This is a genomic window from Pseudoalteromonas sp. Of11M-6, from assembly GCF_022347905.1.
Lineage (GTDB): Bacteria > Pseudomonadota > Gammaproteobacteria > Enterobacterales > Alteromonadaceae > Pseudoalteromonas.
Map to the genome: position 1 here is coordinate 45,461 of NZ_JAKRFW010000034.1, position 15,844 is coordinate 61,304.

Here is a 15,844-nt window from a genome sequence, read left to right on the forward strand (position 1 = left end):
AAAAAATAATAAAACTATCAGCTATTTCAAAAAATAAAGCTAATCCAATCAAACACTTTGAAACAGCACACTTTGATTACATTAGCTTGACAATTACAAGCCATAACACACTTAACACGCTCACATTGTAAAGATTTGTTAATGACATTTATACATATATATCATGAAGATATTTAATTTCAACTATCATCAATGAAAACATTCAGTAAATTAAAAGTTGATAAGAAGACCGCATCATGAATAGTATTTCACTACTTATTAACGTCATCGTGGTGAATTATGCGAGTGCTCATTGTTGCATTACTTATTGGTTTTATTGGAATTGCCTTTTGGAAAATGATGCCAGAAGCTCAACCTTCACAGGTAAATTTAATTCAAGCTTCACACAACTTAGAAACTGATAACCAGGCAACTCCAAAGCATGAGACGCTTGAATCGAGCCCTGAGCAGGTCACCCCTACAGCGACGCCAATACAAAAGGGCAACGACTTTTACGCTGTGAATAAGGTATCAAATAAAGCAAAAGCAGTGCTTTCAGCCGCAAAGGTTTTACCACAAGATTTAAGCAACGAAGCGTATATTGAGTTTGACTTACCTACACTAAGAGAATTAGAAGGCGGTGATAACTTTGAATTGTTAATTCCGCAAACACAAGAGTCATTTGTAGCAGAAGTGACAGGCATATCTTTAGCGGAAAACGGCGATAAAAGTGTTTTTGGTAAGGTAACCGGTGCTGATGGTCGTTTCCATACCACCGTTTTAACCGTAGGCAAAGACGCCGTATATGGTCAACTTACCGCCCCAAGTGGCAACTATGTATTTGAATCAAAAGATCAATTTGGCTGGATTGCTGCCAAGCGAGACTTATACCGCTCCCACAAAGAAGAAGAACTACATCCGCATGATAGCCATGACGAAACAGACCATAACTCAGTTTCTGTGAAGAAAGATATTTTTCAACCCAAAAGTAACGTTAACTAAAAAGAAAGGAAAAACAATGAAAACAACAGTAAAGGCAGCATCGCTGGCAACGGCACTCGCTCTATCTGCAAGCGCATCAGCAGTAACCGTCGATATCGGCATTCTTTATACCGATCAATCTGCGGCTGCTACGTCAAACATTAATACTAAAATCAATCAGCTGATTGCGTTTACAAACCAAGTTTACAGCCAAAATGGCATCGATCTGCAACTACGTCTTGCAGGTACACAAAACTTAGGTAACTACAACATCACACCAACGAGTGCTTGGTTAGATTCTGTGACTAACAGTAGCTATGTAGCTAACCTTCGTAATACTTGGCGTGCAGATATGGTTGCGGTACTTGGTACAGGTGAGCGCAATGGTAACTACATCACATGTGGTCTAGCTTGGGTAGGTCAAGGTAGCAATGGCAACCTATATTCAAGCATGAGCAACCGTATGTTCAGCATTACAGGTATCGATTGTGGTGCAACAACCTTTGTACATGAGCTTGGTCACAACCAAGGTCTAGCGCATTCACGCAAACAAGGTGACACCAGCGGTGGTGTATACGTTGATGGCATGGGCCACGGTGTACAAGACAACTTCGCTAGTATCATGGCTTATCCACATGTATTTGGTAATGCAACACAATACGACTACTTTGCTAACCCGAACTGGTCTCTTGGCGGCGTGCCTTATGGTGTAGTTGGTCAATCATATGCTTGGAAAACGGTAGATGCGACTAAAACGAGTATCGCAAACTTCAAGTAATCGCAATGTAGTTAATTAAGCACTACTGCAATAAGTTAAAGTTTCAAACTAAAACACACCCAAACCCGCGCTCTTAGCGGGTTTTTTTGTGCTTTGTATGCTTATTTTTCCAGCCATTGATTGATTTCTTGATACATAAAGTCGCGGATTAGAGGTTGCGCTTCTTTGTTGGGGTGTAAGTTATCGCTTTGCATTAATTCCGGTTTGGCCGCCACTTCTAGCATAAAGTAGGGCATTAGGTAGCTACCGGTTTGCTCTGTCACTTGTTGGTAGCTCTCGGTAAACATACTGGTATAGCGAGGACCTAAATTAGGGGGGATTTGGATTTCCATTACGGCAACGTTGGCGCCTGCTTGTTGGCTAGATTGCACCAGCAGTGTGAGATTTGCCTTTAACCTTTTTACAGGAAATCCGCGTAGGCCATCATTACCACCCAATTCGATTAATACATGAGTAGGCGAAATCGTTTTCAATTGCTGATTTATTTTTGCCACAGCATTACCTGTTGTTTGACCGCTAACGCTAACATTGATAATTTCGATCGGATTTTGTTCTGTTTCGTATTTATTTTGTAACAATTTAACCCAACCATCATCTTGTTTCAGGCCATAAGCGGCGCTTAAGCTATCACCAACTATCATGAGTTTTTGCTTGGCATTTGCGCTTAACGGCGTCATTACAATAACAAGTATGAACAACAACTTTAGGAAATAGTACTTCATGTCAGTGCTTTCTCAGTTAAATATGATCCAAGTAAAAGGCCTTACTAAACAGGTCTCTACCGTTGAAGGTAATCTCACTATCCTTAGTGATATCGATTTCACTGTCAAGTCAGGTGAGTCCGTGGCTATCGTTGGCGCTTCAGGCTCAGGTAAGTCAACCTTACTTAGTTTGCTTGCCGGATTAGATATCGCATCCAAAGGAGAAGTTCATTTAGATGGCGAATCATTACAAAAAATGGATGAAGAAGCTCGAGCTCAACTGCGAGCAGAAAAAGTCGGCTTCGTATTTCAGTCATTTATGTTAGTGCAAAGCTTAACAGCACTTGAAAATGTGATGCTTCCTGCTGAATTAGCTGGGGACAAAGGTGCAAAAAATCAAGCGACAGAGTTATTAGAAAAAGTTGGCTTGTCTCATCGTCTAACGCACTATCCTTCACAACTTTCGGGTGGCGAACAGCAACGAGTGGCTATAGCCAGAGCCTTTGTTGGCAAACCCAAAATCCTATTCGCCGACGAACCATCGGCTAATTTAGACAGCAAGAACGGCCATCTTATCGAGCGTTTGCTGTTTGACCTAAACAAAGAGAATGGCACCACTTTGGTGCTTGTTACCCATGATGAGCAACTCGCTCAACAGTGTGATCGCATCATTCATATTGAAGCTGGAAAACTAGAAGTAATAAAACAAGGAGCGGCTGTCAATGTGGTTTAAGTTAGCACTTACTTTATTCTCTAGGGAATTTAGACGAGGCGAGCTCACCATCATCCTAGCTGCAATTGCGCTTGCAGTATTGACTGTGTTTAGCTTGTCTTCCATTACCGAGCGGATCCGTTTGAATCTAGAACAAAAATCCGCAGACTTTATCGCTGCTGACAGGCGGCTTTCGAGCAACCATGATTTCGACGACCGAGTACTGACCACAGCACGAGAGTTTGGCTTAAATACCGCCAAGCAAGTGTATTTTGACTCGATGTTATTTGCCAACGATGAGTTAATACTTGGCGCGCTAAAAGCGGTGACAGATACATATCCACTTAGAGGTAAACTTACTTTAAGAGATAGCCTTAATGGCGAGAATTACCAAGTTCAAGCCGCTCCGAAAAAGGGCAATGTATGGCTCAGCGAAGGCTTGTTTTATTCCCTTGGCCTTAAAATTGGCGATGTGGTAGAAATAGGGGCAGGGCAGTTTACAGTGAGTAAGGTGCTTATTAGCGAGCCTGATGCCCCTTTCTTCTCGCTGGCGGGGAACAAACGCGTCCTTATTAATCATGATGATATTGCGGTGACTAAAGCCATTCAACCCGGGAGCCGAGTATTCTACCGACTATTATTTTCGGGCTCAGAGCAGCAGCTGGGAGAGTACTACACTTGGCTCAAGCCACAACTCAAAAGCAACCAATCTTGGCAGGGAATAAAAGATAGGCAATCACCCTTAGGTGAAAACTTAGCTCGCTCAGAGAGCTTTTTGCTCCTTGCTGGACTATTTGGGATCATGCTCGCTGCCGTAGCGATGGCGGTTTCTGCAAAGCGCTACTGTGAGCGCCAATATGATCCCGTCGCCATGATGAAAACGCTCGGAGGTAGTCGCAAAACCATCCGCCGTATTTATCTTTTACACCTTTCTTTAGTGACCTTTTTTTCCGTTGTAGTCGGTCTAGCTATCGGTTACGGGCTGCAAAGTGTTGGGGCCGCTTACCTGATTAACTTTATGGATACGGCCCTGCCTGAAGCAGGGTTTAGGCCTTGGCTGTTGAGCATTGCCGTGGGTGTGGTATGCGCAATGATGTTTTCATTAAAACCACTATTAGATTTATTTGACATCCCGCCGCTGCGCGTCCTAAGACGCAACCTTGGAGACACCATCGCGATTAGTCGAATTCATATGGCGCTTTCAGTATTAACAATTTTCGGGTTAATGTGGCTATTTAGTCGCGATATTAAGATCACCGCGATTTTATTCGGCGCAACCTTGCTACTCATGGCCGTGCTATACGTGATCTCACGACTATTATTTTCAGCGGGCAGAAAACTAGGGTTGAGTCCGGGCTCAAGTTGGTCTCTTGCCATTGCCACACTGCAAAAACGTGCCAATGCAAATGCGGTACAGCTTATTAGCTTTGCTCTGGCTATCAAATTAATGTTGTTTTTAGTGGTGCTGAAAAATGACATGATCTCAGATTGGCAGATGCAAGTGCCTGAAGACGCACCCAATGCGTTTTTTATCAATATCATGGAACAAGAAATTCAGCCAATGCAAAGCAAACTCGATGAAAGTGGCATCAAACATGAACATTTTTATCCCGTCTTTTTGGGTCGTGTAAATGCGCTAAATGGCGAAGAGTTTGCACGCAGGGTCTCACTGCAAGAGGGTGAAGAAAAAGACGAAGATGCACGTGATGGGGTAGGGCGCGAGCTCAATTTTACTTGGTTAGATGAATTGCCAGCGGGTAATGAAGTAGTCGATGGCGAGTGGTTTGATGACTCTGATGCGCTTCAAGTTTCCGTCGCTCAAGGGCTTGCCGAGCGGGTAGGGATAAAAGTGGGGGACACGCTTAGCTTCCTAATCAATAGTCAAACAATTGAAGCCAAAGTGACGAGTTTACGTAGTGTCAATTGGGGCTCACTGAAACCTAACTTTGTGATGATATTCAACGATAAAATCGCCGGCCAATTCCCTGTGACTTACTTTACTGCCGCCAAGCTTGAAATAGCAGACACTAAGGTTATTAGTCAGTTTTTGAAAGCGTATCCAACAATTAGTATGATCGACATTCAGAGCCAGCTCAAACAGGCACAATCGATGATTTCTCAAGTCTCACTGGCGATTAGCTTTGTACTTAGTATCGTGCTTATCAGCGGTTCTTTGGTGCTCATTTCTCAGGTTCAGGCAAGCCTTGCCGAACGTATGCAGGAAATCGTTATCTTGCGCACACTCGGTGCCAAAGGTCGTTTGATAAAACTCGCCACGCTTTATGAATTTTTATTACTTGGCGGATTAGCAGGACTGGTAGCTGCCGTGGTCAGTGACATTGCACTGTTGGTGATCCAAGTTCAAACATTCGATGTGGATGGCCGTTTGCACCCCTATATTTGGCTATTAGGGCCTGCAACTGGCGCAACATTCGTCGCTGTGATTGGTTACTTTATGGTGGCGAACACCATGAAACAAAACACGCAAGGGCTACTACGCAAACTCGCATAAAACTTCGAAAAGACTAAAAAGTGGCTCACCGTTACCATCAGTGAGCCACTCATCTCGCAAAAGCAAAACTCCATCGTCTTGATCTTTACAAACTTCAATTACGTACCTACCTTTAAGTAGGGCTACGCAGTACACATGCGAAACCAAAGGATATTAAAAATGGATAGGATACCGGTTAAAGGCATTATTTTTGACCTAGATGGCACACTAGTGACATCTGAACTCGACTTCTCACTTATTCGGGCGCAAATTGGCTGTCCGGTAGGGCAAGACTTACTCAGTTTTATCAGTACATTGCCTTCACCTTACATGCGTGAAGAGGCTATGAACATCGTCCACCAACATGAATTATGTGACGCACAGCACTGTGAAGTTATTCCTGGGGTTAAGGAGTCTGTTGCGCACCTTTCGAGAATGGGGGTCCCGCTTGCCGTTGTGACCAGAAACTTTGCAAAAGCGGCGCGATTGAAGCTTAAAACAGCGGGATTGCCAATTCCATTGATTTTAACAAGAGACGATGCGCCAGCCAAACCAGACCCAGCCGCGCTGCTGCAAGTTGCTCAGACCTGGCAAGTGCCACCTTATCAATGTGTTTATGTTGGCGATTACCTCTACGATATAGAGGCGGCACATAACGCCAACATGCCGTCATGCTTGTTTGCCCCTAATGACAAACCTCACTACGCAGAGCAAGCAGATGTTGTCATTAGTCACTTTGCGGAGTTAGTGGATGCGCTGTACACGCTAGACATAAGAAGACACCGCTACTTAGCCTAGCGCAATAACATTGAAGCTATCAGTTATGTGTTATTTGGTAGTTTGCCTTTTTTCCCTCAGTCGACTCAAACGACCCTTTATCACCCACAGCAATAGCATCAACATCGCTTTGTACCACTGTAAAATTACTATGTGCTTTACCGTGCTTAAAACGACCATCGTGCATCAATACAACCTTGCCTTGTTGCCCAGAAAAGTACCCGATTACTGCTTCAAAGCCATTAAACTCAACATCTCCTTCTTCGGCATAGTGAAGCTGATAATAAACTTCGCTACTGCCTTCAATTTCGCCTTCGTAACTGAGGCTCACCACGGCTTTGGAGAGTTTGGCACCATCATCAAATTGTTTTTCTGTGGTTTCTTGCCAATTGATAATTTCGTACACACCTGTTAGTTGCATCGCATTTCCCTTAATTTTATAGTAAAAGAGTTTGATCTTGCTCTGCAGTTTCATGCAGCTTGTTTTAAATCTAGCACGCAATTTAAAATTGGTATTGTAAAAACGCGACAACAAACAATGAGTTCTATCCATAACAAGGCAACGATGAAATCTAACCTTAGTCCAGTCACCGGTGTACTCCACCAACAACAAAGCGCTCCAAACTACCAGCTTAGACGGTATTTCCCATGCACAGAGTTAAAAGGTCTTGTCGAGCAATTTTGGTTTGTCGACTGGTGTTTGCCGGATAATAAAACCCATACACAACGAAACTTACCAGATCCCAACTTTCATTTACTGCTAAGTACCGATGAGATAAAAATTATTGGCCCTGTAAGCAAAGTATACGATTACACAATGCATGGAAAAGGGCAGCTCTTGGGGGTTAAATTTAGGGTCGGTGCCCTAGTAGAACAATTTGATATCACTCCTTTGGCATGTGTCGATAAAACCTTTTCTTTGCAGCATCTTTGCGATATGCCATCGAGTTCGCTTGTTTCTTCATTAACCATGGCAAGTGATGATGCAGAGCGGGTAAAAGTGCTATCACAATTTTTAATGTCGTTTACACTCCCTCAAAGCACAGGTGCTGCTATGGCCGAAGGTATTCTCAACACCTTGCAAGATCACAGCGATATTTTTACGGTTGAGCAACTTGCCAAACAATGCGACATGCCAATACGACAAATACAAAGGCTTTGCCAACACTACATCGGTTTTAGTCCTAAATGGCTAATTCGAAAGTACCGCTTGCACCAAGCACTTGCACTGCTTGAATCCAATGCGACTACAATGGCAGACATTGTTGCTCAGTTGAACTATACCGATCAGTCACATCTTATTAGAGATTTTAAAGAAATAATCGGCACCACTCCCAATCGTTATCTCAAGCGTCCCTAACAGGTACTTCGCCTCTATGTGTTGTAATGCCCCTTTACAACGCCACAACGCAATGACATTAAGCCTCAATCGCTTTACAAATTAGTGCAATTGTACCGTTTGTCATCGAGACATTTAACGCTTCTCTATCTGGGTGACACTCCATAGCAAGTGCAAAACCATGTAAATAATCAACCAGTAAGCAAATCGCATCTTGTTGTGCCTGCCCCTGTAATTCAAGCGTTTGAGTGATCACCTCAAATCGGGTTTGAAACACTTCAGCTGGACCTACTGAGTCCATTGATAGCAGCACAGTTAACAGCCCTGGATAGTCGTCGAGTAGCTGTAAATAACTTACACTGAGCTTTTGTAGCTCTGTTTGCCACTGTTCATCGCAGCTAGGTTCATATATTTCATCGACTAAAGAGCAGGTCAAAGCTTCGAGCAAAGCCTGTTTGTTTTTAAAGTAGTGATAAATTGCCATCGCATCGACATTTAGGCTGCTCGCCAACGCTCGAATACTAGGCACTTTTCTACTTTCCTTCATCTGCAATTTGGCTGCTTGTATGATCAGCTCCTGACTTAGTGCTTTACCTTCCGCTAACGGTCGGCCACGCTTCTTATCCTTGACACTCATTGTTTACTCTCGCTAAGATAAAATAAATTCTACAGTGTAGAATTTATTTTATCTTGAAATAGTTTAGGGTTCAATTGGAGTATAAAATGGCAAACATCGTCTATATTGGGGCAAGCCTAGACGGCTTTATCGCGGATAAAAACAACCACTTAGATTGGCTACATGATTTACCCAACCCTGAAGGTTCAGACTTGGGGTTCGCCGATTTTATGGCCCGCATAGATGCCATCATCATGGGACGTAATACCTTTGAGACAATCCAAGGATTTGATTGCGACTGGCCATACAATAAACCTGTTTTTGTATTAAGTAATACGCTTAAAGAAGTGCCAAAAGTTTTTTCAGATAAGGTATCGCTTGTACGGGGTGAACTGACAGATATCGCCGAACAACTGGCTCAGCAGGGCTTTAAAAATCTTTACATTGATGGCGGAAAAACCATACAAAGCTTTCTTCAACAAGATCTCATTGATGAGCTAATTATCACGACCATTCCAACTATTTTAGGTGGCGGAATACCTTTATTCGGAGAATTAAACGAACCGCTTAAATTTAGACATGTGAATGCTGTGAGATATTTAGATTGCGTGGTAAAAAATTACTACGTACGCCAAAGATAACCCTAAGAAGGCGCTTAAAATAAGCGCCTGCAGTATGCAACTAAGCGCACAGCTTATCACCTGACGTAGCTTCCATATCTGCATGCTTTAACTGATATAAATCACGCCAAAGCAGAGGGATGATAATAACGGTTAATGTGATGTTTGAGATAGGCACCGCAAGCCACACCCCATCGACACCAAACCAGAAGGGCAATAAATATAAAAACGGCAATTGCACCAACATGTTTCCAAGTGAAATAACCAACGCTTTACCGCCTTTACCTACCGCAACAAAGTACATCGAGGTAAGAAATATAAAACCATCCAAGAATAACGTGGATAGATGCAGCTGCAAACCACGCTCGGCCGCGTTGAGCAAAGCCAAATCCTCACTGAAGAGCCCAAGTACATCCTTCGGAAACAGATAAAACATAGTTACCATCATCACACCAAAACCCAAGCTCACTTTGAGCGCCAGCTTAAACATAGTGTGAATGCGCTGGTAAAGGCCTGCTCCATAATAATAACTGATAGGCGGCTGGACACCATTCGCTACGCCTTCTGCGATAAAATAGTAAATAACGCCAAGGTAACCAACCACAGCGAAGGCCGCCACCTCAACTTCACTGGCAAATATCAGCAACTGCTTGTTATGTAACGCAACGATAAAGCCAAAATACAAAAACATCACCAATCCTGCTGCGCCTTGCTTTAGTATTTCTAGGGCTAGGGGCTGATTAAACGCACCTTTGGGTTTATTTTCTTCACCAGAAGTGAGTAAAAAGTAGAGCGCTGCAAGTGCGACTATCCCTTGTGAAATCAGCGTAGCAAGTGCAGCACCGGGTAGTTGCCATTGCATTTCCACAATCATAAAATAATCGAGCACTATGTTGCCGAGCGCCCCTACAATCAGCAAAGCCGTTGCCAATTCTGGTTTACCATTGTTTCTTAGTAGTAACGGCAACGCACCTGCCGCAATGGTAACCCAGCTCCCCAATTCAATACCTGTAAGTAGGCCAAACTGGAATGTAAAAGTTCACCCGATGCACCTTGAAGCTCAAGCAAAGTAGGTCCGAATAATACAAGGACAGTCATTGCAACCACAGTCAAGATAGCGATGAGCCAAAAGCTAGTGCCCATCAGCTGCTGCACATCGGTATTGTCGCCAGCGCCACGATATATCGACAGCAAACTGCCAGATCCCATCCCGATTAAAACGCCAAAACCAATAATGATCCCTATAATGGGCCAAGCAAGGTTTACAGCAGCCAACCCCTGAGCACCAAGGTAGTGACCAATAAAAATACCATCGACGATTTGGTACAATCCATTGACCATCATTGCGACAACGGCAGGGATGGTATAACGCCAAAAAGTGCGGGTAACGTTGGTGTCTTTTGTGGGGGTTTTGCTCGCTGAATCTAACAGCATGATGAAATCCTTAAGCAAGAAAAACCGTTATTATCCTTGTAATTGAGATTGGTCAAAGTTAGTATCCATCCGAAATTCGGATAGGTTAATCATTATGCATTGGACACTCGATCAACTTGAAGCCTTTGTTACCGCCGTCAGGTTGGGGTCATTTTCAGCTGCAGCAAGACACTTGGGGAAGGCACAATCTCGGGTCAGCACCGCAATTGCCAATTTGGAAGCCGATCTAGGTTTTGCACTTTTTGACCGCTCCGCCAGACTGCCAGTGTTAAATCAAGCTGGTCTCGATCTGTTTAAAGAAGCTGAAGCGGTGCTCATGCAGTGTCAGCGCCTGCAATCAAGAGCCAATTCTCTTAATAGTGGCGAAGAGGTGTCTCTCACTGTTGCCATGGATGAAGCAGTGCCCATCATCGCATTTGAATCATTGTTTGAACGATTAGCTCAGCAATTTCCGCTATTAAAATTAGCCATTATTAATGGTTCCCAAGACGACATTGCACAATGGGTGAGCGCAAAAAGGGCAGAAATAGGCATTTTATTTCACCAAAAACCATTGCCAGAATCGCTGGATTTCACCTCAATTAGCAGCTTTAAACAAATCTTGATCTGCTCCCCTCACCACCCGCTTGCACAACATTCTGCTCCAAGCATTGAGGAGCTAAACCAACATCGGCAGCTCGTTATACGTGACCGCATTGGTAATACTCAGTCACAAGCCATATCTACAAGCCACTGGCATATTGACAGTTACTATTACATCATGGGTTTAGCTATTAGAGGGGTTGGTTGGGCATTAGTACCTGAACATGTTGTCAACACGCCATGGTACATGAACGAACTGGTCGAGCTATCAACCGAACATATTCCTAACCCGCTGGTCGTCGAAATGGGTATCGTGCAACGCAGAGATCAAAGCAAAGGGCCTATCGTGCGATGGCTATACAACGAAACAGCAAGCTTATTTTGACTAAACGTACACTGTCAATTTAAAGCCATATTGGCTCGGCAGAGACTGGCATTTTTTCTACACTGGTGGTTAAATTAACCTGTTTTGGATAAATTACCTTTTAGCAAACGCCAGTAACAAAAGTTCACATTTACATAGTAGAGTGGAATTAATACTGAGAACAAATATAGGAGCACGTAGTCTTAGCATTTAAGACCGCAGTTAGGATACATTATGTTTGATAAAAATACGCTTATTGAAGCTTACGAAAACGTTTTAATTACACTTATTAAAAGGCGCATCAACGAACTAAAATTTTATGTAAATCAAAGCGCTTATTCTCATATGTCGTTATCTGTTGAGTTTTGGCATTACGATGTAAATTGGAATATCTATAGCCTGCCAGAAAGCCGTTTTGAACAACATAAAAACGTTGCCTCAGACGAGTTTATCATCTTATCTGACTTTGAAGATGACTGCGCAGAAGTCAGTAAACTGAGAGACATTTTCGAGAGCTGGGAAGATATAGAACTCGTTGAAGACGAGGACGAGAATATGGACCTGTTGTTCAAGCTTTCTCATGAAGCACTCGCCAAGGCGCTATGCGGAAACGCAGTAAAACCACTATTGTTAGACATCTTTGCTGAAAATAAGGCATTAAAAAACAAACCGCTTAACGAGCTTATCAAAGTAGAAGATCCGGACGGACGTTTCGACCTCAACTTTGTAGAAGCTGTTGCTTAGTAAGCCTAGATAATATGTTTTCCAGACTACTTTGAATAAGCCCCGTAAAGGGGCTTTACACGCTAGTTCATCTTACGTGCTTTCGTGATTGCAGCTTGAATGGCAGCTTTTGCCTGCGGGCTGTTTTTCCAACAAGTTGTTTGCAACATAGAAGCGACCCGCTCAGCTATTTCTTCAACTTCATAAGTCGCAAGTTCACTCAAACTGCAAATACCGATTTCTTCAAAACGCTTTATTACCGTAGGGCCGACTCCTTTGAGGGCGAGTAAGGTGTTCTTTTCACTTTCAGAGAAAACCATAGATCAGCTATCCTTTTCTTTATCAAAACAGTCAACATTAGCGCGATAATATTGAAATCCTATCACTATCTTGGCTTGAGAAGTCTGGATCAACGTAAATATGCATTCTTGTGATCAAGTTATCAGAGAATTCGAACACACTACAAAAACGGCCAGATGAAATTTGATTATCAGGCCAGTGCGTCCCATCACGCATCACACCGCCTTCGCGCCCTTCAACAACAACTGTTTTTCCAGACACAATGAAATTAAAATGCGCAATATCGTGCCAAATCCTGTTGAGTGAGCTGCCAATTTTATCGCCAAACTCAAGTAATGCTTGCTTACCAACAGCGTCACCAAACTTTGGAAAAAAGAAAGTCACTTCATCATGAAATAGGTCTAAATAGCTTGAATCTCCAACATCAATCTTTTTAAAGTACTCAGTCACCAATTCAATTAAGGTATTTTTATCCATCGTTTTTTCTTCCTAATCCTTTGCAATTAATTTGTAATCTCACTCTCTTTATTAGGGCAAACAAAATAAAAACAATATAGGTAACCTGAACTTAGATATTTTAGTAACTTAACTAACCTGAGGTTTGGATAAGGAATGTTCCAACTCATTGTTGCTAAAGCACAACTTAGTTTTCTCCTTATCTAGCCAGAGAGTTTTAGGGAAAACATCCGCAGCTCAGGTTAACTAACTTCTTATCCCGAGTTCAGGTTAGGTAATCTCAGTTGAAGAATTTGCGGTGCAAGGCTTGAAGTTAGTATTGTGCATTCCTCGTCTAAAATAATTAACGTTATTTAATGCAATCAAAATACGCAAAATAAAGTCCGATGACGACAATCACCCCCAGCTTACTTTTCTCTACACAAAGCACGCATTGTATACCTCGAAAGGGAATGGTAACTTATTGATGAATTTACGTTTAAATTTATTGAAAGAGAGCTCAATGTTCAAACTAAGACCGTTCCAAGCCAATGATGTTGACAATATGGTCGTGATTTTGAACGATCCCGATGTCGTTCGGTATTTATCAACAAAAATTCCGCAACCTTACACCGAGCAAGATGCCATGTGGTGGGTAAATGAAGGCAGTAAACAAGGCTATGTTCGGGCGATTTGCGATGGTCAGCAGCTTATCGGCTGTATAGGTGTTAACCCTGGCGGGTTTGAATATGAGCGTTCTGGTGAAATAGGCTATTGGCTCGCAAAAAGCCATTGGCGTAAAGGAATTACTCATAAAGCCATTTTACACATTACGTCAGAGGTATTTAACGAGACCAATATTGAACGGATCTTTGCCGCAGTATTTGACGACAATCATGCATCAATGAAGCTACTAGAGAAGTCAGGTTTTGAGCAAGAAGCGGTGTTAAAACGCGCTATATTTAAAAATGAGCGTTTCTACAACAATCACATTTTTGCCTTATTAAAGCCTTAAAGGGGCGGTTGCTTAGTTCAACCGTAAGTAGGCTACTCAAGCAACCCAGTAGCTCCGTATTAACCTAGACCAAAGTAAGCGCTATCTCTAGCGACTCAATCTGCTTTTTTAAGCTTGGATTGATTTCTTCATCGGTAATAATTGTGTCAATTTCGTTAGCTGTAACAATCTGATAAGTAGCGACTTTATCTAGTTTATGACTCGGTCCCATAATCACAGTGTGATCGCTCTGACGAATAGTAGCAGAAAGGATCTCCGCTTCTTCTATATAGCTCGCGCTAAAACCGTGGTGAATATGGAACGAGCAAATCCCCATAAAAACAATATCAAAACGGATCCGTTTCACCATTTCGATCGCCGTCATGCCTACCACCCGCATTGCTGGTTTAAACATAGGACCGCCTAATACAATCACATCCACCAACGAATGATAGGCCAACTCTTTGGCGATCAGTGGACAACCCGTAACCACAGTCAACGGCATATTTTTAGGTAAGTGTTGTGCTAAATAACGGCACGTCTCGCCAGAATCAATCACTATCGTTTGTCCCGGCACGAGCATCGCTAAGGCAGGTTCAATATAACGAATTTTACTGGTATCGGGTTTATCTAAACGCTCGATATAGTCAGGAGTATTATCCTGCAGCGCTAAAGCGCCACCATGAACACGCCGCAGGAGCTTAAGCTCAGCCAGTTTGTTTAAATCCCGACGGATTGTGTCTTCGCTCACATCAAGTGTTTGCGCCAAGGACACTGAGGTGATCCGCCCTTGTAAATTAAGCTGATCGAGAATGAATTGATGACGTTCTGCCAATAGCATTGCATGTTCCTGCATGTTTTTGCGTAATTTTACTTGAAAAAGATCGAGATACAAGCGTATTATTTGCACACACATGCACGATAAAGCCGATTTAATATCAACAAACGCCTGTTTATGCATGAAATATTATCATAAGGAGTAAAAATGGCACTTAATTCACTCAACCTGAACCATTATCAGGGATTGATATTCGATATGGATGGCACACTTGTTGATTCTGAAGTTGCAGTGCGACAAGCCGTCGCGCCTTGGTGTGAGAAACATCATGTCGATTTAGAAATGGTATTAACTACGGGCAGAGGTGCACGTTTCAAAGACTTTATAGAACAATTTACTCCGCATTTAGATAGCCTGCATGAAGTTGAGCTGTTGGAACAAGCAGAAGCCGACCTTGCCCATACCGTCACAGCCATTCCTGGAGCTAAATCGTTTTTAAGCGAAATAAAAGCACAGCAACGCAAGTGGGCCGTTGCAACTTCTGCAAATCGTCACAATGCAGTTGCACGACTCACCACAGCAGGTTTACCTATTCCTGAAATATTAATTACCGCAGATGATGTTGGGCAAGGTAAGCCTCACCCTGAGCCATTTTTATTGGCGGCCAAACGACTGGGAGTGGCAACCTCTAAATGTCTTGCATTTGAAGACTCAGATCAAGGGGTGAGATCCGCACTTAGCGCTGGCTGTGAGGTAGTCGTAGTTAACCGTTTTTGCACCATTCAACATGACCATATTGTTGCCCGTATCAATCACTATCAGGATATCTACTTATCAGAGGAAGTAAGCGAATGAAAACATGGCTGACAGGCTTTTATCAAACGAAAGATACCTACTGGGATTTCGCCGGTGTGTTCTTCGGCGGTATCGGTTTTATCGCATTATTCGGCCAGCTACTTAGCGAACTTGAGCGCCAAGGCCCAACCAACTTGTCCTTTACGTTTTTAATCGGGTATGTATTGGTGTTTAGTTTTTGGCTGATGTATGGGCTGAGATTTCAGCGAATGGCAATCATTGTTACTAATGTACTTTGCCTACTTTTACAGATCTTAATTTTACTAACTGCGATTTTGCGTTGAGTAGTTGGCAAAGCTAAACAGCTTTGCCAACCCATTTAGAACGGATTGCCATTTGATTGGGAACCCATTCACGGGCCCAGAAATCAGCTCTAATTGGATCA

Annotated in this window: 20 protein-coding genes; 12 read left to right on the forward strand and 8 right to left on the reverse strand. The window is 42.8% G+C overall.

The features are described 5' to 3' along the window. Positions 1–279: 279 nt before the first annotated feature. Positions 280–981: a hypothetical protein gene (locus MHN32_RS15840; protein ID WP_102058179.1), complete on the forward strand. Its 702-nt coding sequence runs from the start codon at positions 280–282 to the stop codon at positions 979–981. Positions 982–997: 16 nt separating this feature from the next. Continuing rightward, positions 998–1,738 carry a reprolysin-like metallopeptidase gene (locus MHN32_RS15845; RefSeq protein WP_010605588.1) on the forward strand — a complete coding sequence of 247 codons (741 nt, stop codon included), beginning with the start codon at positions 998–1,000 and terminating at the stop codon, positions 1,736–1,738. A gap of 101 nt (positions 1,739–1,839) precedes the next feature. On the opposite strand, the gene MHN32_RS15850 is transcribed toward MHN32_RS15845, so the two are convergent. Next, positions 1,840–2,460 (reverse strand): arylesterase, encoded by a 621-nt coding sequence (locus MHN32_RS15850; protein ID WP_010605587.1) that lies wholly within the window; start codon positions 2,458–2,460, stop codon positions 1,840–1,842. Here MHN32_RS15850 and MHN32_RS15855 point away from each other — a divergent pair. The 3 genes from MHN32_RS15855 (at position 2,459) to MHN32_RS15865 (ending at position 6,440) form a co-directional block, all read left to right on the forward strand. Continuing rightward, positions 2,459–3,172 carry an ABC transporter ATP-binding protein gene (locus MHN32_RS15855; protein WP_010376092.1) on the forward strand — a complete coding sequence of 238 codons (714 nt, stop codon included), beginning with the start codon at positions 2,459–2,461 and terminating at the stop codon, positions 3,170–3,172. The two genes, MHN32_RS15850 and MHN32_RS15855, sit on opposite strands and share 2 nt — an antisense overlap. Then, entirely contained in the window at positions 3,162–5,663 is a 2,502-nt protein-coding gene (locus tag MHN32_RS15860; RefSeq protein ID WP_239422308.1) for an FtsX-like permease family protein, read from the forward strand. The genes MHN32_RS15855 and MHN32_RS15860 overlap by 11 nt, the downstream gene beginning before the upstream one ends. A 159-nt stretch (positions 5,664–5,822) precedes the next feature. Then, on the forward strand, positions 5,823–6,440 hold the full coding sequence (locus tag MHN32_RS15865; RefSeq protein WP_010605585.1) for an HAD-IA family hydrolase: 618 nt from the start codon (positions 5,823–5,825) through the stop codon (positions 6,438–6,440). Positions 6,441–6,459: 19 nt separating this feature from the next. On the opposite strand, the gene MHN32_RS15870 is transcribed toward MHN32_RS15865, so the two are convergent. Beyond that, entirely contained in the window at positions 6,460–6,840 is a 381-nt protein-coding gene (locus MHN32_RS15870; RefSeq protein WP_211865420.1) for a DUF3224 domain-containing protein, read from the reverse strand. Between the two features lie 144 nt (positions 6,841–6,984). Here MHN32_RS15870 and MHN32_RS15875 point away from each other — a divergent pair, with 144 nt between their 5' ends. Beyond that, positions 6,985–7,779, forward strand: a complete 795-nt coding sequence (locus MHN32_RS15875) for a helix-turn-helix domain-containing protein (RefSeq protein ID WP_239422309.1) — start codon at positions 6,985–6,987, stop codon at positions 7,777–7,779. Between the two features lie 58 nt (positions 7,780–7,837). Here the strand turns inward: MHN32_RS15875 and MHN32_RS15880 are convergent, their stop codons facing one another. Further along, on the reverse strand, positions 7,838–8,395 hold the full coding sequence (locus MHN32_RS15880) for a TetR/AcrR family transcriptional regulator (protein WP_102058175.1): 558 nt from the start codon (positions 8,393–8,395) through the stop codon (positions 7,838–7,840). Between the two features lie 86 nt (positions 8,396–8,481). On the opposite strand from MHN32_RS15880, the gene MHN32_RS15885 reads away from it, so the two are divergent. After that, complete coding sequence (locus MHN32_RS15885; RefSeq protein WP_239422310.1) at positions 8,482–9,015, forward strand: dihydrofolate reductase family protein; 534 nt, start codon at positions 8,482–8,484, stop codon at positions 9,013–9,015. Between the two features lie 40 nt (positions 9,016–9,055). Here MHN32_RS15885 and MHN32_RS15890 read toward each other — a convergent pair whose 3' ends face one another. Both MHN32_RS15890 and MHN32_RS15895 read right to left on the reverse strand, forming a co-directional pair. Further along, on the reverse strand, positions 9,056–9,994 hold the full coding sequence (locus tag MHN32_RS15890; RefSeq protein ID WP_239422311.1) for an MATE family efflux transporter: 939 nt from the start codon (positions 9,992–9,994) through the stop codon (positions 9,056–9,058). Then, entirely contained in the window at positions 9,946–10,428 is a 483-nt protein-coding gene (locus MHN32_RS15895; protein WP_239422312.1) for an MATE family efflux transporter, read from the reverse strand. The genes MHN32_RS15890 and MHN32_RS15895 overlap by 49 nt, the downstream gene beginning before the upstream one ends. Positions 10,429–10,522: 94 nt before the next feature. Between MHN32_RS15895 and MHN32_RS15900 the strand changes: the two genes are divergently transcribed. Beyond that, the gene (locus MHN32_RS15900; RefSeq protein ID WP_102058172.1) at positions 10,523–11,395 is read left to right on the forward strand and encodes a LysR family transcriptional regulator; all 873 of its coding nucleotides are present in this window, start codon (positions 10,523–10,525) and stop codon (positions 11,393–11,395) included. A 213-nt stretch (positions 11,396–11,608) separates the two neighbouring features. Continuing rightward, positions 11,609–12,118 (forward strand): hypothetical protein, encoded by a 510-nt coding sequence (locus tag MHN32_RS15905; protein WP_102058171.1) that lies wholly within the window; start codon positions 11,609–11,611, stop codon positions 12,116–12,118. Between the two features lie 62 nt (positions 12,119–12,180). On the opposite strand, the gene MHN32_RS15910 is transcribed toward MHN32_RS15905, so the two are convergent. Then, a complete protein-coding gene (locus MHN32_RS15910; protein WP_010605577.1) occupies positions 12,181–12,417 on the reverse strand; it encodes a helix-hairpin-helix domain-containing protein in 237 nt (78 codons plus the stop codon). 37 nt (positions 12,418–12,454) lie between these two features. After that, positions 12,455–12,874: a nuclear transport factor 2 family protein gene (locus MHN32_RS15915; protein ID WP_239422313.1), complete on the reverse strand. Its 420-nt coding sequence runs from the start codon at positions 12,872–12,874 to the stop codon at positions 12,455–12,457. Positions 12,875–13,355: 481 nt separating this feature from the next. Between MHN32_RS15915 and MHN32_RS15920 the strand changes: the two genes are divergently transcribed. Next, positions 13,356–13,847, forward strand: coding sequence for a GNAT family N-acetyltransferase (locus tag MHN32_RS15920; RefSeq protein WP_239422314.1), 492 nt, complete (start codon positions 13,356–13,358; stop codon positions 13,845–13,847). Positions 13,848–13,911: 64 nt separating this feature from the next. Here MHN32_RS15920 and MHN32_RS15925 read toward each other — a convergent pair whose 3' ends face one another. After that, on the reverse strand, positions 13,912–14,667 hold the full coding sequence (locus MHN32_RS15925) for a DeoR/GlpR family DNA-binding transcription regulator (protein ID WP_010605574.1): 756 nt from the start codon (positions 14,665–14,667) through the stop codon (positions 13,912–13,914). Positions 14,668–14,811: 144 nt separating this feature from the next. On the opposite strand from MHN32_RS15925, the gene MHN32_RS15930 reads away from it, so the two are divergent. Both MHN32_RS15930 and MHN32_RS15935 read left to right on the forward strand, forming a co-directional pair. Continuing rightward, a complete protein-coding gene (locus MHN32_RS15930; protein WP_239422315.1) occupies positions 14,812–15,459 on the forward strand; it encodes an HAD-IA family hydrolase in 648 nt (215 codons plus the stop codon). Further along, a complete protein-coding gene (locus tag MHN32_RS15935; RefSeq protein ID WP_019647463.1) occupies positions 15,456–15,743 on the forward strand; it encodes a hypothetical protein in 288 nt (95 codons plus the stop codon). The genes MHN32_RS15930 and MHN32_RS15935 overlap by 4 nt, the downstream gene beginning before the upstream one ends. Positions 15,744–15,844: the final 101 nt, after the last annotated feature.